Consider the following 21,711-nt stretch of genomic DNA (forward strand, 5'->3'; position numbering starts at 1 on the left):
CCCTCCGGCGATGGACGGATCGTCCTGTAGTACCTGCGCCGCCCCCTGCCGACATAGCGCGGACCGTGTCCGCGACCGTGGCGAGGCGGCGGCATCATGACCACCCCCCTGCTGCTTCTGGCAGCCGCGTTCCTGCTGATTCTCGCCAACGGATTCTTCGTGGCGGCCGAGTTCGGACTCGTGACGGTCGAACGGCCCGAGGCCGAGAAGGCCGCCGCCGAGGGCGACCGGCGCGCCCAGCGCGTCGTCGAATCACTCAAGGAACTGTCCTTCCAGCTCTCCGGCACCCAGCTCGGCATCACCATCACCTCCCTCGTCGTCGGCATGCTCGCGGAGCCGGCGCTCGCGGAGCTGCTGCACGGCCCGTTCACCTCGATCGGCGTCCCCGAGGGCGCCGTCTCCGGTGTCACGGTCGTCGTCGGCATGCTGGTGGCCTCCGCCGTGCAGATGGTGATCGGCGAACTGCTCCCCAAGAACTGGGCGGTGTCCAGACCGCTGCAGGTCGCGCGTTTCGTCGCGGCACCGCAGCACGTCTTCGCCCGGCTGTTCCGCCCGGTCATCGCGGGCCTCAACGCCGTCGCGAACCGGCTCGTGCGGGCCCTGGGCTTCGAGCCCGCCGAGGAACTGGCCTCCGCCCGCACCCCCGGCGAGCTGGTCTCCCTGGCCCGCCACTCCGCCCTGGCCGGCGCCCTGGAACAGGACACGGCCGACCTCTTCGTGCGGACCCTGTCCCTCGGCGAGCTGACCGCCCAGCACGTGATGACGCCGCGCGTGAAGGTCAGCGCCCTGCAGTCCTCGGCCACCGCGGAGGACGTGGTGAACCTGACCCGCGCCACCGGCCTGTCCCGCTTCCCCGTCTACCGGGAGCGGATCGACGAGGTCGTCGGCATGGTCCACCTCAAGGACGCCCTCGCCGTGCCCGTGCAGGACCGGCTGCGCACGCCCGTCGGCCGCATCGCCCGCCCGGCGCTGCTCGTCCCCGAGACCCTGCCCGTCAAGCCCCTGCTGACCCGGCTGCGCAGCGAGCAGCCCATCGCGGTCGTCGTCGACGAGTACGGCGGCACGGCCGGGGTCGTCACGCTGGAGGACATCGTGGAGGAGCTCGTCGGCGAGGTCCGCGACGAGCACGACGGCCACGACCTGCCCGAGCTGGCCTCCGCGCCGCCCGAGGACGGCAGGCCCGCCTGGGACGTCGACGGCAGCTGCCGCGTCGACGTGCTCCGGCGCATAGGCCTCGACGTGCCCGAGGGCCCGTACGAGACGGTCGCCGGGCTGATCGCCGACCTGCTGGGCCGGATCCCGGCCGTCGGCGACAAGGCCGAGCTGCCCGGCTGGCGCCTCGCGGTGCGCCAGGTCGGGCACTACCGCGCGGAACGGGTCCGGCTCGTGCGGACCGCCCCGGTGACCGCCACGACGGAGGCCGTCCGATGAGCCTGCTCCAACTGCTCTTCGCCGCACTGCTCGTGCTGGCCAACGGGTTCTTCGTCGGCGCCGAGTTCGCGCTGGTCTCCGTACGCCGCAGCCAGATCGAACCCCTCGGCACGGCCCGCGCCCGCCAGGTGCTGTACGGCCTGGAGCGGCTGCCGCAGATGATGGCGGCGGCCCAGTTCGGCATCACGGTCTGCTCCCTGACCCTCGGCGCGGTCGCCGAACCGACCGTGGCGCATCTGCTGGAGCCGCTCTTCGAGCGGGTCCACCTGCCCGAGGGCATGATCCACCCGCTCACCTATGTGATCGCCCTGGCCGCCGTGGTCTTCTTCCACCTCGTCATCGGCGAGATGGTCCCGAAGAACCTGGCGATGGCGGCGCCCGAGAAGGCCGCGCTCTGGCTCAGCCCGGGCCTGGTCTGGTTCGCCCGCTTCTGCAAGCCGGTCACCTTCGCCCTCGGCGCCGTCTCCCAGGGCATCCTGCGGCTGTTCCACGTCGAGCCCAAGGACGAGGTCGAGGCCGTCTTCACCAGCGAGCAGCTCAACCGGCTGGTGGAGGACGCGGGGCAGGCGGGCCTGCTCGACCCGGAGGAGGCCGAGCGCCTGGAGGACGCGCTGGAGCTGGGTTCCCGCCCGGTGACGGACGTCCTGCTGCGGCGCGAGTCACTCGTGACGGTCAGCCCCTCGGTCACGCCGGCGCGGATCGTCGGGCTCACCGCCCGCACGGGCTACTCCCGCTTCCCGGTGGCCGCGGACAACGGCGCGTTCATGGGCTACCTGCACGTCAAGGACGTCCTGGACCTGGAGGACTCGGAGCGGGCCGTGCCGCAGCACCTGTGGCGGCCCATGACGACCCTGCGGTCGGAACTGCCGCTGGACGACGCGCTGACGGTCATGCGCCGGGCGGCGACGCACCTGGCCCAGGTGGCCGACGGCTCCGGGAAGGTACTCGGACTCGTGGCGCTGGAAGACGTGCTCGAACTGCTGGTCGGGGAGGTGCGCGACCCCGCCCACCGCCAGGTGCGCGAGGTACGGCTGACCGAGCCGAGGTCGGGCGAGGAGGTACTGGCGACGTAGGGCCGGTACGTCACAGTCCGGGCGGATCCTGCGGGCCCCGCCCGGACAGCACCTCGCCGTACGCCTGCATCAGATCCGGCAGCCGCAGCGTCGCCAGGTCCTCGCGCCCCAGCACCCCGGGGTACACCGACAGCCGCAGATCCCGGTACGCGCAGCTCTTCTCGTACAGCGTGCGCAGGAACCGCCCGTTGCCCAGCTCGTCGATCCACCCCTGGTCCACCACGTGGCCGGCGATGGAGCGCAGCTCGTCGAGGGCCTCCTCGTCCCAGACGTCGCCGTTCTCCGCGGCCAGCACCTTGCCGATCTCGGTGAGTTCGAGGGGGCGGTAGGACGGGAAGTCGACGCGCGTGGTGAAGCGGGAGGACAGCCCGGGGTTCGCGGCGAGGAGCCGGTCCATGCCCTCGGGGTAGCCGGCCAGGATCACCACGAGGTGGTCGCGATTGTCCTCGGCCCGCTTCAGCAGCACCTGGAGCGCCTCGTCGCCGTAGGCGTCCCCTTTGCCGTAGCCCGAGTTGGACAGCGCGTACGCCTCGTCGACGAAGAGGACGCCGCCGAGGGCCGAGTCGATCAGTTCGTTCGCCTTCACGGCGGTCTGCCCGAGGTACTCGCCGACCAGGTCGGCGCGCTGGGCCTCCACGAGATGGTCGCCGCCGAGCAGTCCGAGGGCGTAGAAGACGCGGCCGAGGATGCGGGCGACGGTGGTCTTGCCGGTGCCGGAGGGGCCGGAGAAGACGAAGTGGCGTTTCGGCGGCTGGACGGGCAGCCCCTGGCCCGCCCGCAGCCGGGCCATGTTCAACTGTGCCGACAACGCCTTGACCTGGCGCTTCACCGGCTCCAGCCCCACCATCCGCTCCAGCTCGGCGAGTGCCTCCTCCAGTAACGCGGGATCGGTGGGCCCGGTGGGCAGGGACGGCGTCGGACCGCCGCGCTCGCGGACGGCGGGGCCGGTGACCGGTGGCAGGGGAGCGGAGACGGGCGGCTCCAGGTCGGGCAGGCGCAGGTCGCGGCCCTCGATGCCGAAGAGCGGGTCGAAGCCGTCCGGCCCGTCCACGGCGTCCTGCCCGGTGCCGGTGAGCGTGATCGCCGCGAGGCCGGCGGCGTCCTCGTACCCGTCGCCCTCGGCGATCGCGGCGAGCCGGGCCGAGGTGTCCATGAACGCCGGGTCGACCCGGTGCACGGCCCGGTACAGGGGGAGCGCGGCGGCGCTGCGGCCGGTGCCCTCGTGGGCCCGGGCGAGCCAGTAGCGCAGCTCCTTGCGCTGCGGCTGCTCGCTGCGGCAGCGCATCAGCGCCGCGGACAGCAGCGGCTCGGCCTGCCCGTACATCTCCAGCCGCACCCGGGCCATGCCGCCGAACAGCCCCGCCTCGATGCCGAGCATGGGGTCGTCGAGCAGCGGATCGGTGTGCCGGACCAACTGCTCCCAGTCCTTGACCAGATAGGCGCGGCAGGCGTGCAGGAAGCGGACCTGGTGGTCGGTGTCCACCGGCGGCAGTCCGGCCAGGGCCCGGTCCAGCTCCGGGACGTGCCGGCCGTCCAGCCAGTGGGAGGCGTGCGCGAGCAGCAGGTCGCGCGGGCTCTCCAGCACGGGCTGCACCCACCAGCCCAGCCAGTACCAGGAGTTGAGCGTGCGGCGGTAGCGGGTGCGCTGTTCGCCGAAGCGGTCCCGGTGGCGGAACATCCGCAGCAGCGCGGTCGTCGTGTCGACGCGCAGCGCGTGCAGCCCGAGCCAGCCGTCGGCCATCCCGGGGTCGATCCGCACGGCGGCCCGGAACTCCTCCTCGGCCTGCGGATAGGCGCCCATGGTGTACGCGTCCACGCCGCGTAGCCAGGCGAGGTCGGCCGGGGCCTGAGGGCCCTGCGTGCCGAAGTCCATCACGTCCCCCACGAAGCGTGCCCCCGTCGGTATGCCAACGAGCCGTCCCCCGGTCGGCTGCCCTGCTCGAACCGCTGTGCCACGGACCGGAGTTGCACCGTGTGCGCAGCAACCGTCCGCAGGTCGCGACGAGGGCATCGTACCCGCGGCGGCGGCGCGTCCGTAGGGTGCCGCACGGGCCGTTCGGCGAGGTGGGAGGGGCTGCGGCGCGGTCGCGGCCGGTGACCGAGGGTGAGCGTTCGGCGCCGCGCGGCGCGCGGAGAACCGCGAGAAGACAGAACGAAGCCCCCGATCACGGGGGAACAACCGGGGGCTTCGCGTCCTGGGGCGGCCCTCGATGGCCGCACATGGAGAACGTAAGACCTGTACGGGCCGTCGGTCAAGCCGAGTTGAGGCACTCCCGGAAGATGCCCGGCACGGTCTCTTCACACGTTCAGCACACTGCGGGCGGTTCGTCACCCTGAGTGAGGGCGCGGTCCGTTTCGGAGTTCCCCGCCGGCCCCGGAAGCACCTCGTATCCCTCTTCCCTCTGCCGTACCAACGCGTCGGCGAACGGCCGCGAGGGGTCGGCGGCGAAATGCCGGCGCTCCGCCGGGACCCAGCCGTTCCAGAACTCCCGCTGTTCCTCCCCGTCCCGCGATCGCCCCCGCGCCCAGGCCTCCTCGCACGGCAGGTCGAGCCACAGCAGCAGGGCCAGGTGGGGGCGGAGCGCACGGCGTCCCGCGCCGACACCCTCCAGGAGGAGCACCGGGGCCGGGGGCAGCGGGCGGGGCGGGCCGAAGCGGCGGGCCCGCCAGTCGTAGGGGGAGTAGTGCGCGGTGCGGCCGTGGGCCAGTGGTTCGATCACCTGCTCCAGCAGCCGGCCGGTCCAGTCGAAGAGTTCGTCGTGGCTGGCGATGTCGTCCAGCCGCAGCACCGGCGCGCCGTCCAGCGCCGCGGCCAACTCCCGGGTGAACGTGGTCTTCCCGGAGCCGGCGTGCCCGTCGACGCCGACGAGCCGGACGGGGCCGCAGGACGGCGGCAGGCGGCGGATCCGGGCGGCCAGGCCGCCGAGGGACCCCGGTGCGGGGCGGAAGGGCACATTCATCTCGCGCAGCACTCTAACGACGGGCCCGTGTCACTCCGACGACGGTGCCCCGGGCCGGTGCCACTGGTCGACGCCAATATTGGTGGGCGTGGCGCGGGTCGAAGTGCTGGCAGGACCCGGCGGGCTGTGCTCATATGTGGCGCACACACGGATGCGATGCGACCGACCGTGTGCCGGACCTGCCCCGCCCCTGCCCGACTCCGACCACCGGGGGTCCCGCCATGCGCAGAGCCGATCAGCCCTCCCGCAGAACCGTCCTGGCCGCCATGGCCGCCGCCGCCGTCACCGGAAGCGCGGGTGTGGCGGCCGCCGATCCCGAGGCCGCCATGACGACCGACTCCGCAGCCGCCGGCCGGGCGGCCCCGACCCGGACCGTGGACGACCGGGCCTGGTTCACCTACGGCGACTGGTGTTCCGGTACCGCCCGGGGCACCCGTGCCGTCGCGGGCGACCGCCCGGGCCTGGTCCTCGCCACCCCCGCCGGGACCACCGACTACACGGACCCGCACACCGGCACCACCGCCTCCTGGCAGTACGGCACCTGGACGTCCCCCGCGCACCGGCTCGCCGTTCCCGCGACGGAGGCGATCGTCTCCTGGAACGCGCACACCCCGCCCGGCACCTGGATCCGGATCGAGGCCCGGGTCACCTACTCGGACGGCACCAGCGGCCCCTGGTACGTGATGGGCCGCTGGGCCTCCGGCGACCAGGACATCCGCCGCACCTCGGTCGACGACCAGAGCGACGGCAGGAGCACCGTCTGGACGGACACCCTGGCGATCGACGATCCGGCGGCCGGACTGCGCCTGGCCTCCTGCCGGCTGCGTCTGACCCTCTACCGCAGGCCCGGCACCCGGGCCACGCCCACCGTCTGGCGGCTGCACGCGATGGGCTCCGACGTCCCCGCCCGCTTCACCGTCCCGGCCTCCGCGCCCGGCCTCGCGAAGGAACTGGCCGTCCCGCGCTACTCGCAGGAGATCCACAAGGGCCAGTACCCCGAGTACGACAACGGCGGCGAGGCCTGGTGCAGCCCCACGTCCTCCCAGATGATCGTCGAGTACTGGGGCGGCCGGCTCACCCCGGAGCAGCTGGCCTGGGTGAACACGTCGTACGCCGATCCGCAGGTCTGCCACGCGGCCCGGTTCACCTACGACCACCAGTACGGCGGCTGCGGCAACTGGCCGTTCAACGCCGCCTACGCGGCGACCTTCGAGGGCCTCGGGGGCGTGGTCACGCGGCTCGGCTCGCTCACCGACCTGGAGACGCTGATCGCGGCCGGGGTCCCGGCCATAACGTCCCAGTCGTTCACCAAGGGAGAGCTGACCGGCGCCGGGTACGGCACCGCGGGGCACCTGATGACCGTCATCGGCTTCACCGCCGACGGCGACGTGATCGCCAACGACCCGTACTCCGAGAGCAACGAGGCCGTGCGGCGCGTCTACCGGCGGCGCGAGTTCGAGAACATCTGGCTGCGGACCAAGCGGTACAACAGCTCCGGCACGGTCGTCTCCGGCACGGGCGGCGTCTGCTACCTCTACTTCCCGGCGGACCCGACCGCGGCCCAGCGCAGGGCCCTGGCGGCCGTGGGCGTGCGCATGTGAGCAAGCTCTCGGCCGCACAAGCCGCTCCGGGTGGCAAGGTGGGACGGAACTCCGGGGGAAGTCCGCCCGCACCACCGAACGAGCGAGAACCATGACCGCGCACTCCGCCACCGCCTCCGCCGTCCGCGCCCGCACCGGAGGGCCCCGCGAAGACGGCCCGAAGATCGTCGAGCACGTCATGGGCTGGGCCCTGGTCGTGGTCGTCGCGATGCTTGTGACCCAGCTCGGGCTGTTGTGACCTGACCCACGCACCGGGTGTGGGGCCTGCCATACTGCGGAGGTCCCGCCCCCGCCCGTGAGACCAGGGTCGAAAGTGAATACCAGCCCCCAGCCCGCCGCGCGCCCCCGGGCCCGCGGCACCGAGCGCTCGACGGCGCGTCGTGCCGAACTCATCGCCATCGGGCGGAGGTTGTTCGCCGACACGTCCTACGACGCCCTGTCGATGGACGACATCGCCCGGCAGGCGCACGTCGCCAAGGGGCTGATCTACTACTACTTCCAGTCCAAGCGCGGCTACTACCTGGCCATCATCCAGGACTCGGTCGCCGAGCTGATCACGCTGGCGGCGGGCGGGCTCGAACTGCCCCCGGTCGACCGGGTCCAGCGCACCGTCGACAGCTATCTGCGCTACGCCGAGCACAACCAGGCCGCGTACCGCACGATCGTCAGCGGCGGCGTCGGCTTCGACACCGAGGTGCACGCCATCCGTGACGGGGTGCGCGCGGCCGTGGTCGCCACGATCGCCGAGGGCGCGTACGGCCGTGCCGACGTCACCCCGCTGGCGCGCATGGCCCTGCTGGCCTGGGTCTGCAGCGTCGAGGGCGCCACGCTGGAGTGGATCGACCGTCCGGAGCTGCCCCGCGCGACCATGTGCGAGCTGCTGGTGAAGACGCTCGGCGGCGCCCTGCGGGCCATCGAGGAGCTGGACCCGGCCTACCGGGCCCCGGAACCGGCCCGCCGGGGCACATGAGCAAGGGCGGAGCGTCCGCACGGACCCTCCGCCCCTCTCGGTCGCCCGGGACTACTTGATGGCCTTGATCAGCTCACCGTTGGCGGTGTCGCCGCTCAGCTCCCAGAAGAACGTGCCGCCCAGCCCCTGCTGGTTCTTGTAGTTCATCTTGGTCGCGATGGTCGCCGGGGTGTCGTAACTCCACCAGTCGCTGCCGCACTTGGCGTACGCCGTGCCGGCCACCGTCCCCGTCGCCGGGCACTTGGTCTTCAGGACCTTGTAGTCCTCGATGCCCTGCTCGTAGGTGCCCGCCGCCGGGCCGGTCGCGGTGCCGCCCGGGGCCGCCTGGGTGACACCGGTCCAGCCGCGGCCGTAGAAGCCGATGCCGAGCAGCAGCTTCGAGGCGGGGATGCCGAGGCCCTTCAGCTTCGCGATGGTCGCCGAGGAGTGGTTGTCCGCCTTCGGTATGCCGGCGTACGAGGTCAGCGGCGAGTGCGGGGCCGTCGGTCCGGCGGCGTCCCAGGCGCCGAAGAAGTCGTAGGTCATCGGGTTGTACCAGTCGACGTACCGGGCGGCGCCCGCGTAGTCGGCGGCGTCGATCTTGCCGCCCGGGGTGGCGTCGGCGGTGATCGCCGCGGTGACCAGGTTCTTCGAGCCGAACTTGGCGCGCAGCGCCTGCATCAGGTTGGTGAAGGCGGCCTTGCCGCTGGTGTCGCAGGTGGCGCCGCAGGCGTTCGGGTACTCCCAGTCGATGTCGATGCCGTCGAAGACGTCGGCCCACTTGGAGTTCTCGACCAGGTCGTAGCAGGACTGGGCGAAGGCGGCCGGGTTCTTCGCGGCCTCGCCGAACCCGGCCGACCAGGTCCAGCCGCCGAAGGACCACAGGACCTTGAGGTCCGGGTGCTTCTGCTTGAGCTTGCGCAGCTGGTTGAAGTTGCCGCGCAGCGGCTGGTCCCAGGTGTCGGCCTTGCCGTCGACGGACTCGGCGGCGGTGTAGGCCCGGTCGGTGGCCGCGTAGGCGTCGCCCATGGCGCACTTGCCGCCGGTGACGTTGCCGAAGGCGTAGTTGATGTGGGTGAGCCTCGCGCCCGAGCCGGACGTCTCGATGTTCTTGACGTGGTACTTACGGTCGTAGGTGCCCCATTCGGTGAAGTACCCGAGGACCTTGGAGCCGGCCTTGGCCTGCGGGGCGGCCTGGACGTCTGCGGCGGCCTCCTGAGCCGAGGTCGCCGCGGTGGCGGTGGTGCCCGCGCCGGCCAGCAGCCCGGCGCCGAGGACGGCGCAACAGGCGGCGGACACGATGGCCCGGAAGCGGGAAGGGTGGGGGGTGTGCATCCGGTGTCTCCTCGTGGGGAGAGGGGAACGCCGCGCTCATTGGCATGAACGCGGTGAGTCGGTGGAGCGAAACAGTAGGAGGACTAGACCAGTTGGTCAATGGTGCGGACCAATTTCGCGGGCCCCGGCACGCTCGGCCATTTCTTGGAGTAAGCGGTCGTTAACTGGTGACGGGATGCCTCCGATCGGGCATACTCACAGCGCACAGCCGCTGGTCAGCAGCTTCCGCGACCCGGGACTGCAAGCATCGGCCAGGCACCAGAACGACCCGGCGGCGTCGCCCCCACCCATGGGCCCGTCCGCCAGCGCCCGACAGGGAGGAGAGCGTCGCCATGCCCGACCGCGCCCCGCAGCCGGTGGACCGACAACTGCCCACGGAGGAGGCCCGGGACCTGATCTCACTCGTGCGCGACATCGCGCAGCAGGAGATCGTCCCGGCCGCGGCCGAGGAGGAGGACGCCGGCCGTTTCCCGCGCGAGCTCTTCACCCTGCTCTCGCGCTCCGGCCTGCTCGGCCTGCCCTACGACTCCGAGTACGGCGGCGGCGACCAGCCCTACGAGGTCTATCTCCAGGTGCTAGAGGAACTCGCGGCGGCCCGCCTCACCGTCGGCCTGGGGGTCAGCGTGCACACCCTGGCCTCCTACGCCCTGGCCGCCTACGGCACCAAGGAGCAGCAGGTCGAGCATCTGCCCGCGATGCTCGGCGGCGGCCTGCTCGGCGCCTACTGCCTCTCCGAGCCGCACTCCGGCTCGGACGCCGCCGCCCTGCGCACCAGGGCCGTCCGGGACGGCGACGACTGGGTGATCACCGGGTCCAAGGCCTGGATCACCCACGGCGGCGTCGCGGACTTCTACACCGTCATGGCCCGCACCGGCGAGGAGGGCCCGCGCGGGATCACCGCCTTCCTGGTGCCCGGCGACGCGCCGGGGGTGAGTGCCGCGCCGCCCGAGAAGAAGATGGGCATGAAGGGCTCGCCCACGGCCCAGGTCCACTTCGACGGCGTCCGGGTCCCCGACGCCCGCCGCATCGGCGAGGAGGGACTGGGCTTCGCGATCGCCCTGTCGTCCCTGGACTCCGGGCGGCTCGGCATCGCGGCGTGCGCGATCGGCCTGGCGCAGGCGGCGCTCGACGAGGCGCTGGCCTACGCGGCGCAGCGACGCCAGTTCGGCAAGCCGATCGCCGACTTCCAGGGCCTGCGCTTCATGCTCGCCGACATGGCCACGCAGATCGAGGCGGGCCGGGCGCTCTACCTCGCGGCGGCCCGGCTGCGCGACGCGGGCCGGCCGTTCGCCCGGCAGGCCGCCATGGCCAAGCTGCACTGCACGGACACGGCGATGCGCGTCACCACCGACGCCGTGCAGATCCTCGGCGGCTACGGCTACACCGCCGACTTCCCGGCCGAGCGCTACATGCGCGAGGCCAAGGTGCTGCAGATCGTGGAGGGCACCAATCAGATCCAGCGCATGGTCATCGCCCGCCACCTGCTGGGTCCAGAGGAACGCTGAACTGGTCGAGGCCCCGCCAGGGCGCCGCGAGCCGCATCCACTCCGGGTCGTGCCGGCCCGGCAGGGTGCGGCCGCCCTCGGCCCAGGTGCGCATCAAGTCGCGGTAGATCGGCGGGTCCTGATATCGCGGCGGACTCGGCCGAACCGATTCTGCGGGCGGCGGGACGTACAGGAGGCGCTGACGCCCGGTCGCTGAGGAGATGGGGGTCATACCCGGGCAACGCGGCAGAGGCCGGACAGGTCACCGGGTGACGGAATCGGGCGTGCGTTCAGGGTGCGCCCGGCTCCGGACGTACCGGTCCCGCACCACGGCGGTCCATGCCGCGGTGCGGGGGCAGTCACGGGGGTGGAGCGGGGCGGAACCGCCGCTCAGGCCGCGTTGCGGCGCATGACCGGGACCCTGATCGGGCGCGAGCCCGGGCCGCCGACGTGCGAGAAGGGCTGGGTGCGCCAGTCGAGCCCCTGAGGGAGCGTCAACAGCAGGGCCGTGTCCTGCTCCTGCGGCTCCACGGACTCGTCCGCGGGGCGGGCGTCGGCGGCCCTGCGGCCGGTTCCGGCACAGACCGTGAGCCCGAACGGGTTCCACGGCGAGGCGCACAGCGCGTGCTCCGGGAGCACCTCCTCGTCCGCCAGCAGGGCGATGGGCTGCGCGCAGTCCGGGCAGACCACCCGGAACATCTCGAAGGTGTCGTAGGCGTCGAACTCGTCGTCGTAGGCGTCGGGTTCGACGCCCTCCGGCTCGGGCTCGACGACGAGCTGGGGCCGCTTGGGTGCGGTGCGACCAGGGCGCTTAAGACTCTGCATTGGGTTCTCCCCCTCGGGCTGGGCCGTATCAGGCACTGCGGCCTCGACCACAGCAAGCACTTCCCGTCCCCCCTGGGTGGTAATCACGAGAACATCACGGAGACTGTTCGATCCCTGTGGCGTTCGTCACATGCCGAGCGCAGGTGCCCCCTGCGGCGGGTTTGTCCCCCGGACGGGTGACCGCCGCCTCCCGGCCACATCACGAACCGGGCATGACCTGGGCTCCTCGGGTATCCCGGGAGATCAACCGCCCTGTAGGTTCTTGCGCCATGGAGGAGCTGGACCGACAGATCGTGCAGCTGCTCGTCAAGGACGGGCGGATGAGCTACACCGACCTGGGCAAGGCCACGGGGTTGTCCACCTCGGCCGTGCACCAGCGGGTGCGGCGGCTGGAGCAGCGCGGGGTCATCCGCGGCTACGCGGCGGTCGTCGACCCGGAGGCCGTGGGACTGCCCATGACCGCGTTCATCTCCGTGAAGCCGTTCGACCCGAGCGCTCCGGACGACATCGCCGACCGGCTGGCCGGGGTGCCGGAGATCGAGGCCTGCCACAGCGTGGCCGGCGACGAGAACTACATCCTCAAGGTGCGCGTGGCGACGCCGCACGAGCTGGAGGAGTTGCTGGCCCGGGTGCGGTCGCTGGCGGGCGTGTCCACGCGTACCACGGTGGTGCTGTCCACGCCGTACGAGGCGCGGCCGCCCAGGATCTGACCGGCCCACCCCTTCGCGGGGCGGGAGGCGCGGCCTGTGAAACTGTGCTCCATGAGTGAGTCCCGTACGCCGCCCCGCACCGTCCTGCTCCGCCGCGGAGAGGTCCACAGCCCCGCCGACCCGTTCGCCACCGCGATGGTCGTGGAGCGGGGGCAGGTCGCCTGGGTCGGTTCCGAGGGTGCCGCCGACGCCTTCGCTGACGGGGTCGACGAGGTCGTCGACCTGGACGGAGCGCTGGTCACCCCCGCGTTCACGGACGCGCATGTGCACACCACCGCGACCGGCCTCGCCCTCACCGGCCTCGACCTGTCGAACGCCCCCTCCCTCGAAGCCGCCCTCGCCCTCGTCCGGGACTTCGCCGCCGCCCGCCCGCGGGACCGCGTGCTGCTCGGGCACGGCTGGGACGCCGCACGCTGGCCCGGCGGCCGCCCGCCCACGCGGACCGAGCTGGACGAGGCCACCGGGCACCGGCCGCTGTACCTGAGCCGGATCGACGTCCACTCGGCGGTCGTCACGACCGCCCTGCTCGACCTCGCCCCGGACGCACCCCGCGAGGACGGGCCGCTCACCGCCGACGCCCACCACGCCGTCCGGGCCGCCGCGTTCGCGGCCGTGACGCCCGCCCAGCGCACCGAGGCACAGCGCGCCGCCCTCGCGCACGCCGCCTCGCTCGGCATCGGCACGGTCCACGAGTGCGCCGGCCCGGAGATCTCCTCCGAGGACGACTTCACCGGCCTGCTGCGCCTCGCCGGCGACGAGCCCGGACCCCGCGTCGTCGGCTACTGGGCCGAGCAGGACGTCGCCAAGGCACGCGAACTGGGCGCGGTCGGCGCCGCCGGGGACCTGTTCGCCGACGGCGCCCTCGGCTCGCACACGGCCTGCCTGCACGAGCCGTACGCCGACGCCGGGCACACCGGCCGGGCCTACCTGGACGCCACCGCGATCGCCGCGCACGTCACCGCCTGCACCGAGGCAGGACTCCAGGCCGGCTTCCACGCCATCGGGGACGCGGCCGTGGACGCCGTGGTCGAGGGCGTGCGCGCCGCCGCCGAGAAGCTGGGCCTCGCCCGGATCCGGGCCGCCCGGCACCGCGTGGAGCACGCCGAGATGCTCACCCCGGAGTCGATCGCCGCCTTTGCCGAACTCGGCCTCACCGCCTCCGTCCAGCCCGCCTTCGACGCCCTGTGGGGCGGCGAGAACGGCATGTACGCCCAGCGGCTCGGGGCGGAGCGGGCCCGCGCCCTGAACCCCTTCGCGGCCCTGCTGCGCGCCGGTGTGCCGCTTGCCTTCGGCTCCGACAGCCCGGTCACCCCGCTCGACCCCTGGGGCACGGTCCGGGCCGCCGCCTTCCACCGCACGCCCGGGCACCGCGTCTCCGTGCGCGCCGCGTTCACGGCGCACACGCGCGGCGGCTGGCGGGCCGTCGGACGGGACGACGCGGGGGTCCTGGTCCCGGGTGCCCCGGCCGACTACGCCGTCTGGCGCACCGGCGAGCTCGTCGTCCAGGCCCCGGACGACCGGGTGGCCCGCTGGTCGACCGACCCCCGCTCCGGCACCCCGGGGCTGCCCGACCTCACCCCCGGCCGCGACCTGCCCGTCTGCCTGCGGACGGTGGTGGGCGGACGCACGGTCTTCGTACGGCCGGGCGAGTGATCTACGGGGGTGGCGCGCACGCGATCGTGCGCCGCGCCCCCCGCGCGCGACCTGCGCATCCACGGCACTGACCTGGACTTTGCCGCGGAATGCGCAGGTCAAACGGCTGTTGACAGGCAGCCGCAGGGGGCCGGTAGGTTCGGCCGAGTCCACCACCGGACGCCCGACCGGGGAGCGTTCGCACACTCGCCGCAGCGCCGCCGGGTCAGGGACGGTGTGCCGCACCGGGGCACCGCCACTGGGAGCCAGGCTCAGGCCGGCGCAGCGCCGAGGGAGCGTTCCGGCCGGTCGGGGAGGTGTGACCCGGGTGGGGCCCGGGCGCTCAGTAGACAACGGCTTTCGGTCGATCCGCAGCCGGCGGATCCCAGGTCGGCCCGAAGGGCGCCGGGCCCCCATCCGCCGTACGCGCGCGTCGCGAAGGCGCGCATTCCTACCCGCGTCTAGCGGATTCGACACCACCATTCGAACGTCCTGTCACGTCAGCGCAGACGAGGGCCACTATGGTGGACCCCTGCGTACGGACATGAAGGGGCAGCAGTGAACGACGGCGACGGCACCCTCGCGGCAGGAGCCCAGGGGAGGAAGTTCGGCCCGCTCGGCACGGCCTTGGTGATCATCCCGACCTACAACGAGGCGGAGAACATCAAGAGCATCGTCGGCCGGGTGCGCGAGGCCGTCCCCGAGGCGCACGTGCTCGTGGCCGACGACAACAGCCCGGACGGCACCGGCAAGCTCGCCGACGAGCTGGCGGTCTCGGACGACCAGGTCCACGTGCTGCACCGCAAGGGCAAGGAGGGCCTCGGCGCGGCCTACCTCGCGGGCTTCCGCTGGGGCCTGGAGCGCGACTACGGCGTGCTGGTCGAGATGGACGCCGACGGCTCCCACCAGCCCGAGGAGCTGCCCCGTCTGCTCACCGCCCTCAAGAACGCCGACCTGGTGCTGGGCTCGCGCTGGGTGCCCGGCGGCCGGGTGGTGAACTGGCCGAAGTCCCGCGAGGTCATCTCCCGGGGCGGCAGCCTCTACTCCCGGCTGGCGCTGGACCTGCCGCTGCGCGACATCACCGGCGGCTACCGCGCCTTCCGCCGCGAGACCCTGGAGGGCCTCGGCCTCGACGAGGTCGCCTCGCAGGGCTACTGCTTCCAGGTGGACCTCGCCCGCCGCGCCGTGAAGGCCGGCTACCAGGTCGTCGAGGTGCCCATCACCTTCGTCGAGCGCGAACTGGGCGACTCCAAGATGAGCCGCGACATTCTCGTCGAGGCCCTGTGGCGGGTCACGGCCTGGGGCGTGGGGGAGCGCGTCGGCAAGGTCACGGGGCGCGGCGCCAAGCCGCCCGTCACGGGGCGCGGCGGCGAGCCGTCGAAGCCGTAGCCGCCGCGGGCCCGCCCCCGTACAGGAACGCCTGATCGGGGCCTTATCCCGTGCTGAGCCGGGGCCGGGCACACTGGAGTCATGACGACTGGCGCTCAGACCCCCAGCCACCCCGCCCGGCCCCGGCGCTCCCGCCTGCGCACGTTCCTGCCGTTGGGGATCGCCGCGTGGCTCGTGCTGGAGATCTGGCTGCTCACGCTGGTCGCCGGGGCGTCGAGCGGCCTGGTGGTCTTCCTGGTCCTGCTGGCGGGCCTCGTCCTCGGTTCCGTGGTGATCAAGCGGGCAGGCCGGCGTGCCTTCCGCAAGCTCTCCGAGACGCTGCAACAGCAGCAGAGCGGTGTGATGCCCGCGGCGGCCCGGCCCAACAGCGAGGGCAACGGCCTGATGATGCTGGGCGGTCTGCTCCTGATGATCCCGGGCCTGATCTCGGACGCCGTGGGCCTGCTCCTGCTGCTGCCCCCGGTCCAGAAGGCCGTGAGCCGCTCCGCCGAGCGCACCTTCGAGCGCAAGCTCCGCGAGGCCGACCCGGGCACCCTGGGCGGCGCCTTCCAGCAAGCGCGTATGTACCGCCCCGACGGCAAGGTCGTCCAGGGCGAGGTCATCCGGGACGAGCCGGGCGGCGGCGCCACCGAGCAGCAGCGCCCGCCCCTGACGCACTGATCAGGGCGCGAGGACACCCGCATGACCCTGATCCGGCCGTGAAAGCGACCGCATGAGAAAACCGCGGGCGCCGTACGTGGAGTACGGCGCCCGCGGTTATCGATGTGCGCTGATCAATCCGCCAGGCCTTGCAGGGACCTAGGCCGACTTGCGGCTGTCCCGGGGATGAACCGCGATGTTCATCGCACCGGAACGGAGAACCGCCAGGCGCTCCTCGAGGACCTCTTCGAGTTCCTCACGGGTACGCCGCTCCATCAGCATGTCCCAATGCGTACGCGCGGGCTTGGCCTTCTTCTCTTCCGGGCCGTCGCCGTCCACCAGGAGTGCCTGGGCCCCGCAGACCTTGCACTCCCACTCCGGCGGGATCTCCGCCTCGACCGAGAAGGGCATCTCGAAGCGGTGCCCCTTCTCGCATGCGTACTCCACGGCCTGGCGCGGGGCCAGGTCGATGCCGCGGTCCGTCTCGTAGCTGGTCACCACGAGGCGCGTGCCGCGAAGAGCTCGCTCACTCATGAATCGTGCCTCCCGGGCTTGTCGCCCACAGGACAGGTGTCGCTGTCGTCGTCATCCGGTCAACGTCCGGTCGGCGGTAAAGATTCCCGTTCCGAGTCCCGTTCCGGGTCATGCGTCGCCGTCGTAGCCGCCCTTGTTGTACCCACCAGCGCCCGGTTTGTCACATCTGCTAGCAGATGTAACCCACCGTTTCGGCATCTTTGACGCGCAGTAACGGTACGCCTGGCAGGCCAAACGCGTACACTACAGCCCTTTCGCGTCGAGTGCTAAATCCTGTCAGGAACCGGATTCCCCGCTTCTTCGATCGCACGCCGTACCGGCACCCGTGCGAGCAGGGCGAATCCGAGGACGAAGAAGATCACCAGCGAGATGATCGCGTCGCGGTAGCTTCCGGTGAGCTGGTAGGTGAGCCCGAACAGCAGCGGGCCGAGCCAGCTCATGCCGCGGTCGCTCAGCTCGTACGCGGAGAAGTATTCGGCCTCCTTGCCCGGCGGGACGAGGTGGGAGAACAGGGAGCGGGACAGCGCCTGGCTGCCGCCGAGCACCAGACCGATCCCGGCGGCCAGGACGAAGAACCACACCGGTGCGCCGGCCGGCAGGAAGAACCCGGCCGCCAGCGTCACCGTCCAGGCGACGAGCGAGCCGAGGATCGTGCGCTTGGCGCCGTGGATCCGGGCCAGCCGTCCCATCACCAGCGCGCCCGCCACGGCCAGCACCTGCACCAGCAGCACGGCCCCGATCAGGGTGGACTGCCCGAGGCCCAGTTCCTTGGAGCCGTAGACCGAGGCCTGGGAGATCACCGTCTGGATGCCGTCGTTGTAGAGCAGGTAGGCGAGCAGGAACGCGAGGGTCAGGGGGTGGCGGCGCATGTCGCGGACCGTCGCGGCGAGCTGCCGGAAGCCGGGCAGGGCCGCCGCCTCCCGCGGGGCCGGCTTCCGGTCGCGCAGCCGGGTCAGCGGGATCAGCGCGAAGGCGCCCCACCACAGACCGGCCGACGCCAGGCAGATGCGCACGGCCGTGCCCTCCGAGACGCCGAAGCCCTCATGGCCGGTGTACAGCACCAGGTTGGCGACGAGGACCAGCGCGCCGGCCGCGTACCCGAAGGCCCAGCCCCGCGAGGACACCGCGTCCCGCTGTTCGGGCGGGGCGATCTGCGGCAAGTAGGCGTTGTAGAGCATCATCGCCACGGACTGCGCGGCGTTGGCGACGACCAGCAGCGCGCCGCCGAGCAGGTAGCGGTCGCCGTCCAGCAGGAACATGGCCGTCGTCGCCCCGGCACCCGTGTACGCGGCGGCCGCGAGGAGGGGCTTCTTGCGGCCGGTGCGGTCGGCGGCGGCGCCCACCAGCGGCATGACCAGCACGGCCACGATCACCGACAGGGACACCGAGTACGCGAAGAAGGACCCGGCGCGCACCGGGATGCCGAGCGGGTGGACGTATCCGTCGCCGTCCGCGGCCGACTCCGCGACCGACGTCAGATAGGGGCCGAGGAAGACGGTGAGCACGCTCGTCGAGTAGACGGAGCAGGCCCAGTCGTAGAAGTACCAGCCGCGCTGCTCGCGTCTGAGATCCGCCCCGTCGGCGGGCGGTGTCCGCAGGGTGTCGGTGCCCACCCGTGCCCTCGCTTCCCCGTGTCCGCGCGAAGGCGCCGGGCCCGGGGTCTCAGACCCAGACGCCGCGGTCCTCCATGACCTTGCGCAACGTGTCGATGTGATCGGTCATGATGCCATCCACACCGAGGTCGAGGAGCCGGTGCATGCTCTCGGGATCGTTGACCGTCCAGACGTGCACCTGGAGCCCGCGCGCGTGGGCGGCGCGCACGAAGCGGTGGTCGACGACCTGGATCCCCGACTGCACCTCCGGCACCTGCGCGGCCACCGCCGAGCGGCGCACCGCCGCCGGCAGCCCCCAGGAGCGCAGCCGCAGACCGAGCACGCCACGGGTGCCGTACGACGTGGCCAGCCGCGGCCCGGCCAGGCGCTGGGCGCGCACCACCCGTGCCTCGGAGAACGAGCCGAGGCAGATCCGGTCCCAGGAATCGGTCCGGCCGACCAGGTCGAGGAAGGGGAGCAGGGCGGCCTCCGCCTTGACGTCCACGTTCCAGCGCACGTCGGGGAAGGTCTCCAGCAGTTCCTCGAAGAGCGGTACGGGTTCGCGGCCCGCCACGCGCGCCTGCCGCACCTCATGCCACGGCAGGTCGGCGATGCGTCCCGCGCCGTCGGTCACCCGGTCCAGCGTCGCGTCGTGGAAGGCGACGAGGGTGCCGTCCCGGGTGGTGTGCACGTCGGTCTCGACGTACCGGTAGCCGGCCTCGACGGCGGCGCGGAACTGCCGCACCGTGTTCTCCAGGCCGTCCGCGGCCCCGCCCCGGTGGGCGAAGGGGATCGGGCCGGGATGGTCGAGGTAGGGGTGGCGTATCCGCGGGGTCACGGACGCAGTATCGCCCCTTCGGGTTGACCGGTGGCAACGACGGTGCTGCCGACGGGTGCCGCGGGGACGGCGAACAGCCGCAGGAACACCTGGGCGAGCGGGCCGATGGACAGCGCGTACAGCAGGGTGCCGACCCCGACGGTGCCGCCCAGGGCGAAGCCGGTCGCCACGACGGTGAGCTCGATGCCCGTACGGACCAGACGGATCGACACGCCCGTGAGCTGGTGCAGCCCGGTCATCAGGCCGTCGCGCGGGCCCGGTCCGAAGCGCGCGGCGATGTACAGACCGGTCGCCGCGCCGTTCAGGATGATCCCGGCCGTCATCTCGGTCACGCGGAGAGGCCAGCCGTGCGCGTCGGGTACCAGGGCCAGGGTCGCGTCCATCGCCATGCCGATCACCAGCACGTTGGAGATCGTGCCCAGGCCCGGTCGCTGGCGGAGCGGGATCCACGCGAGCAGCACGGCCGCGCCGACGATCGTCAGGACGACGCCGATCGAGAGCCCCGTCCGCTCGGCGAGGCCCTGGTGCAGGACGTTCCACGGCTCCAGGCCGAGACCCGAGCGGACGAGCAGGGCGGAACTCGCGCCGTACAGCGCGAGACCGGCGTAGAGCTGGACGAGCCGCCGGGTGAGATGCCCCCGCGTGGCCATGATGTGCCCCCGTGTGGTGGTAGTGGACTGATGCATGACACCCTGTGGCTTGGATGGAGCGGCCATCCAGGGCCAATCCGGGGAAGGTGGACTTATTCCGATGGCGCAGTGGACCTCGGCCGTGGGGGCGGCACAGCTCGCCCGGCTGCTCAACTCCCAGCAGGACCGCCCGGCAGGACCCGGCACACGCCGCCCGCCCGCCTATCGCGCGCTCGCCGACGGCATCCGCCTGCTGGTGCTCGAAGGGCGCGTCCCGGTGGCCGCCCGGCTGCCCGCCGAACGGGAACTCGCCCTCTCCCTCAGCGTCAGCCGTACGACGGTCGCCGCCGCCTACGAGGCGCTGCGCAGCGAGGGGTTCCTGGAGTCGCGGCGGGGAGCGGGCAGCTGGACCGCCGTACCCGCCGGGAACCCGCTGCCCGCCCGGGGACTGGAGCCGCTGCCGCCGGAGGCCCTGGGCTCGATGATCGACCTCGGCTGCGCCGCGCTGCCCGCCCCCGAGCCCTGGCTCACCCGGGCCGTGCAGGGCGCGCTGGAGGAGCTGCCGCCGTACGCGCACACGCACGGCGACTATCCCGCCGGGCTTCCCGCGCTGCGGGCGATGATCGCCGAGCGGTACACGCTGCGCGGCATCCCCACCATGCCCGAGCAGATCATGGTGACGACCGGGGCGATGGGGGCGATCGACGCCATCTGCCATCTCTTCGGCGGGCGGGGCGAGCGCATCGCCGTCGAGTCGCCCTCCTACGCCAACATCCTCCAGCTGATGCGGGAGGCCGGGGCCCGGCTGGTGCCCGTCGCGATGGCCGAGGGGCTCACCGGCTGGGACATGGACCGCTGGCGGCAGGTCCTGCGCGACGCCGCGCCCCGGATCGCCTACGTCGTGGCCGACTTCCACAACCCGACGGGCGCGCTCGCCGACGAGGACCAGCGGCGGCGGCTGGTGGACGCGGCGCGGTCCGCGGGGACGGTGCTGATCGCCGACGAGACGATGAGCGAGCTGTGGCTCGACCCGGACGTGGAGATGCCGCGGCCGGTGTGCGCCTTCGATCCCGCCGGGTCGACCGTGATCACCGTGGGGTCGGCGAGCAAGGCGTTCTGGGCCGGCATGCGCATCGGGTGGGTGCGGGCCGCGCCGGACGTGATCCGCAGCCTGGTCGCGGCCCGGGCCTACGCCGATCTGGGGACGCCCGTGCTGGAGCAGCTGGCCGTCAACTGGCTGTTCGGCACCGGGGGCTGGGAGCAGGCCGTGCAGGTGCGGCGGGACCAGGCCCGGTCGAACAGGGACGAGCTGGTGGCGGCCGTGCGCCGGGAGCTGCCCTCGTGGGAGTTCGAGGTGCCGCAGGGCGGGCTGACCCTGTGGGTGCGGACCGGGGGGCTGTCCGGGTCGCGGCTCGCGGAGGCGGGGGAGCGCGTGGGCGTGCGCGTGCCGTCCGGGCCGCGGTTCGGGGTGGACGGGGCGTTCGAGGGGTATGTGCGGCTGCCGTTCACCGTGGGCGGGGCGGTGGCCGAGGAGGCGGCGGTACGGCTGGCCGCGGCGGCGGGTCTGGTGGAGTCGGGCGGAGTGGCCGGCACGGAGGCGCCGCGCACGTTCGTCGCGTAGGGGGCGAACGCCCGCCCCCTGCGCCCTGCCCGGCAGGGCTAGCCCTGCTGTGCCTCCGTCGGCTTCGTGAGAACGGGGACCGGGTCCGGAAGGGGGTCCCTGGTGAGGACGGGGTGTGTGTTCGGCCGGGGGTCCTTGGTGAGGACGGGGACCGGGTCCGGCAGGGGGGCCTTGGTGAGGGCCGGGTCTGTATCCGGCAGAGGGTCCTTGGTGAGGACCGGGACCGGTGTCGGCACGGGGTCCTTCGTGAGGACCGGGACCGGGCTCGGGCTCGGGCTCGGCGAGGGTTCCTCGGTGAGGGCCGGCTGGGGTTCCGGCTGCGGCTGCGGCTGCGGCTGCGGCTCCGGCGGCTCGGTGGTCACCGTCGCCGCGGCGGGCTCCGCGGTCACGGCCGCCGGGACGGGCTCCGGTTCCTGCTCCGTCGGTACATGCTCTGTCGGTACATGCTCTGTCGGCACCTGGTCAGTCG

20 protein-coding genes are annotated in these 21,711 nt (G+C 72.8%); 11 read left to right on the forward strand and 9 right to left on the reverse strand.

Translation table 11 applies throughout. The features are described 5' to 3' along the window. Positions 1-96 precede the first annotated feature (96 nt). Positions 97-1,431 carry a hemolysin family protein gene (locus CHR28_RS27330; RefSeq protein ID WP_094056359.1) on the forward strand — a complete coding sequence of 445 codons (1,335 nt, stop codon included), beginning with the start codon at positions 97-99 and terminating at the stop codon, positions 1,429-1,431. Beyond that, positions 1,428-2,504, forward strand: coding sequence for a hemolysin family protein (locus tag CHR28_RS27335; RefSeq protein ID WP_094056360.1), 1,077 nt, complete (start codon positions 1,428-1,430; stop codon positions 2,502-2,504). The genes CHR28_RS27330 and CHR28_RS27335 overlap by 4 nt, the downstream gene beginning before the upstream one ends. 10 nt (positions 2,505-2,514) lie before the next feature. On the opposite strand, the gene CHR28_RS27340 is transcribed toward CHR28_RS27335, so the two are convergent. Both CHR28_RS27340 and CHR28_RS27345 read right to left on the reverse strand, forming a co-directional pair. Next, a complete protein-coding gene (locus tag CHR28_RS27340; RefSeq protein WP_094056361.1) occupies positions 2,515-4,377 on the reverse strand; it encodes an AAA family ATPase in 1,863 nt (620 codons plus the stop codon). Between the two features lie 433 nt (positions 4,378-4,810). Continuing rightward, positions 4,811-5,464 (reverse strand): hypothetical protein, encoded by a 654-nt coding sequence (locus CHR28_RS27345; RefSeq protein WP_094056413.1) that lies wholly within the window; start codon positions 5,462-5,464, stop codon positions 4,811-4,813. 221 nt (positions 5,465-5,685) lie between these two features. On the opposite strand from CHR28_RS27345, the gene CHR28_RS27350 reads away from it, so the two are divergent. The 3 genes from CHR28_RS27350 (at position 5,686) to CHR28_RS27355 (ending at position 8,035) form a co-directional block, all read left to right on the forward strand. Continuing rightward, the gene (locus CHR28_RS27350; RefSeq protein WP_094056362.1) at positions 5,686-7,065 is read left to right on the forward strand and encodes a peptidase C39 family protein; all 1,380 of its coding nucleotides are present in this window, start codon (positions 5,686-5,688) and stop codon (positions 7,063-7,065) included. Between the two features lie 91 nt (positions 7,066-7,156). Beyond that, positions 7,157-7,303: an SCO1431 family membrane protein gene (locus tag CHR28_RS37310; protein WP_107473142.1), complete on the forward strand. Its 147-nt coding sequence runs from the start codon at positions 7,157-7,159 to the stop codon at positions 7,301-7,303. 75 nt (positions 7,304-7,378) lie between these two features. Next, entirely contained in the window at positions 7,379-8,035 is a 657-nt protein-coding gene (locus CHR28_RS27355) for a TetR/AcrR family transcriptional regulator (protein ID WP_094056363.1), read from the forward strand. Positions 8,036-8,086: 51 nt separating this feature from the next. Here CHR28_RS27355 and CHR28_RS27360 read toward each other — a convergent pair whose 3' ends face one another. Continuing rightward, the gene (locus CHR28_RS27360; protein WP_094056364.1) at positions 8,087-9,349 is read right to left on the reverse strand and encodes a glycoside hydrolase family 18 protein; all 1,263 of its coding nucleotides are present in this window, start codon (positions 9,347-9,349) and stop codon (positions 8,087-8,089) included. 332 nt (positions 9,350-9,681) lie between these two features. On the opposite strand from CHR28_RS27360, the gene CHR28_RS27365 reads away from it, so the two are divergent. Further along, positions 9,682-10,854 carry an acyl-CoA dehydrogenase gene (locus CHR28_RS27365; protein WP_094056365.1) on the forward strand — a complete coding sequence of 391 codons (1,173 nt, stop codon included), beginning with the start codon at positions 9,682-9,684 and terminating at the stop codon, positions 10,852-10,854. On the opposite strand, the gene CHR28_RS39025 is transcribed toward CHR28_RS27365, so the two are convergent. Together CHR28_RS39025 and CHR28_RS27375 are read right to left on the reverse strand one after the other, a co-directional pair. Further along, the gene (locus CHR28_RS39025; protein ID WP_094056366.1) at positions 10,817-11,065 is read right to left on the reverse strand and encodes a hypothetical protein; all 249 of its coding nucleotides are present in this window, start codon (positions 11,063-11,065) and stop codon (positions 10,817-10,819) included. The two genes, CHR28_RS27365 and CHR28_RS39025, sit on opposite strands and share 38 nt — an antisense overlap. A 158-nt stretch (positions 11,066-11,223) precedes the next feature. Continuing rightward, positions 11,224-11,658: a hypothetical protein gene (locus tag CHR28_RS27375; RefSeq protein WP_094056367.1), complete on the reverse strand. Its 435-nt coding sequence runs from the start codon at positions 11,656-11,658 to the stop codon at positions 11,224-11,226. A gap of 269 nt (positions 11,659-11,927) precedes the next feature. Between CHR28_RS27375 and CHR28_RS27380 the strand changes: the two genes are divergently transcribed. From CHR28_RS27380 to fxsA, 4 genes are all read left to right on the forward strand, one after another. Then, positions 11,928-12,368 carry an Lrp/AsnC family transcriptional regulator gene (locus CHR28_RS27380; RefSeq protein ID WP_006136660.1) on the forward strand — a complete coding sequence of 147 codons (441 nt, stop codon included), beginning with the start codon at positions 11,928-11,930 and terminating at the stop codon, positions 12,366-12,368. 51 nt (positions 12,369-12,419) lie between these two features. Continuing rightward, entirely contained in the window at positions 12,420-14,021 is a 1,602-nt protein-coding gene (locus tag CHR28_RS27385; protein ID WP_094056414.1) for an amidohydrolase, read from the forward strand. 537 nt (positions 14,022-14,558) lie between these two features. Next, entirely contained in the window at positions 14,559-15,389 is an 831-nt protein-coding gene (locus tag CHR28_RS27390; protein WP_094056368.1) for a polyprenol monophosphomannose synthase, read from the forward strand. 81 nt (positions 15,390-15,470) lie between these two features. After that, positions 15,471-16,049 (forward strand): FxsA family membrane protein, encoded by a 579-nt coding sequence (gene fxsA, locus CHR28_RS27395; RefSeq protein ID WP_094056369.1) that lies wholly within the window; start codon positions 15,471-15,473, stop codon positions 16,047-16,049. 138 nt (positions 16,050-16,187) lie between these two features. Here fxsA and CHR28_RS27400 read toward each other — a convergent pair whose 3' ends face one another. The 4 genes from CHR28_RS27400 to yczE form a co-directional block, all read right to left on the reverse strand. Next, positions 16,188-16,562, reverse strand: coding sequence for an RNA polymerase-binding protein RbpA (locus CHR28_RS27400; RefSeq protein ID WP_003977404.1), 375 nt, complete (start codon positions 16,560-16,562; stop codon positions 16,188-16,190). 266 nt (positions 16,563-16,828) lie between these two features. After that, complete coding sequence (locus CHR28_RS27405) at positions 16,829-18,175, reverse strand: MFS transporter (protein ID WP_107473143.1); 1,347 nt, start codon at positions 18,173-18,175, stop codon at positions 16,829-16,831. 49 nt (positions 18,176-18,224) lie between these two features. Beyond that, the gene (locus CHR28_RS27410) at positions 18,225-18,992 is read right to left on the reverse strand and encodes a glycerophosphodiester phosphodiesterase (RefSeq protein ID WP_094056370.1); all 768 of its coding nucleotides are present in this window, start codon (positions 18,990-18,992) and stop codon (positions 18,225-18,227) included. Next, positions 18,989-19,678, reverse strand: coding sequence for a membrane protein YczE (yczE, locus tag CHR28_RS27415; RefSeq protein WP_179272580.1), 690 nt, complete (start codon positions 19,676-19,678; stop codon positions 18,989-18,991). The genes CHR28_RS27410 and yczE overlap by 4 nt, the downstream gene beginning before the upstream one ends. Before the next feature lie 64 nt (positions 19,679-19,742). On the opposite strand from yczE, the gene CHR28_RS27420 reads away from it, so the two are divergent. Further along, positions 19,743-21,242, forward strand: a complete 1,500-nt coding sequence (locus tag CHR28_RS27420; protein WP_094056372.1) for an SCO1417 family MocR-like transcription factor — start codon at positions 19,743-19,745, stop codon at positions 21,240-21,242. Positions 21,243-21,711: the final 469 nt, after the last annotated feature.

It is taken from the genome of Streptomyces sp. XY006 (assembly GCF_002237655.1).
Classification (GTDB): domain Bacteria; phylum Actinomycetota; class Actinomycetes; order Streptomycetales; family Streptomycetaceae; genus Streptomyces; species Streptomyces levis.

Coding starts and splice junctions, on each gene's coding strand:
- CHR28_RS27400 (WP_003977404.1), bottom strand. CDS start 16,562: ATGAGTGAGCGAGCTCTTCGCGGCACGCGCCTCGTGGTGACCAGCTAC.
- CHR28_RS27420 (WP_094056372.1), top strand. CDS start 19,743: ATGGCGCAGTGGACCTCGGCCGTGGGGGCGGCACAGCTCGCCCGGCTG.
- fxsA (WP_094056369.1), top strand. CDS start 15,471: ATGACGACTGGCGCTCAGACCCCCAGCCACCCCGCCCGGCCCCGGCGC.
- CHR28_RS27360 (WP_094056364.1), bottom strand. CDS start 9,349: ATGCACACCCCCCACCCTTCCCGCTTCCGGGCCATCGTGTCCGCCGCC.
- CHR28_RS39025 (WP_094056366.1), bottom strand. CDS start 11,065: ATGACCCCCATCTCCTCAGCGACCGGGCGTCAGCGCCTCCTGTACGTC.
- CHR28_RS27380 (WP_006136660.1), top strand. CDS start 11,928: ATGGAGGAGCTGGACCGACAGATCGTGCAGCTGCTCGTCAAGGACGGG.
- CHR28_RS27365 (WP_094056365.1), top strand. CDS start 9,682: ATGCCCGACCGCGCCCCGCAGCCGGTGGACCGACAACTGCCCACGGAG.
- yczE (WP_179272580.1), bottom strand. CDS start 19,678: ATGCATCAGTCCACTACCACCACACGGGGGCACATCATGGCCACGCGG.
- CHR28_RS27330 (WP_094056359.1), top strand. CDS start 97: ATGACCACCCCCCTGCTGCTTCTGGCAGCCGCGTTCCTGCTGATTCTC.
- CHR28_RS37310 (WP_107473142.1), top strand. CDS start 7,157: ATGACCGCGCACTCCGCCACCGCCTCCGCCGTCCGCGCCCGCACCGGA.
- CHR28_RS27385 (WP_094056414.1), top strand. CDS start 12,420: ATGAGTGAGTCCCGTACGCCGCCCCGCACCGTCCTGCTCCGCCGCGGA.
- CHR28_RS27340 (WP_094056361.1), bottom strand. CDS start 4,377: ATGGACTTCGGCACGCAGGGCCCTCAGGCCCCGGCCGACCTCGCCTGG.
- CHR28_RS27335 (WP_094056360.1), top strand. CDS start 1,428: ATGAGCCTGCTCCAACTGCTCTTCGCCGCACTGCTCGTGCTGGCCAAC.
- CHR28_RS27375 (WP_094056367.1), bottom strand. CDS start 11,658: ATGCAGAGTCTTAAGCGCCCTGGTCGCACCGCACCCAAGCGGCCCCAG.
- CHR28_RS27345 (WP_094056413.1), bottom strand. CDS start 5,464: ATGAATGTGCCCTTCCGCCCCGCACCGGGGTCCCTCGGCGGCCTGGCC.
- CHR28_RS27350 (WP_094056362.1), top strand. CDS start 5,686: ATGCGCAGAGCCGATCAGCCCTCCCGCAGAACCGTCCTGGCCGCCATG.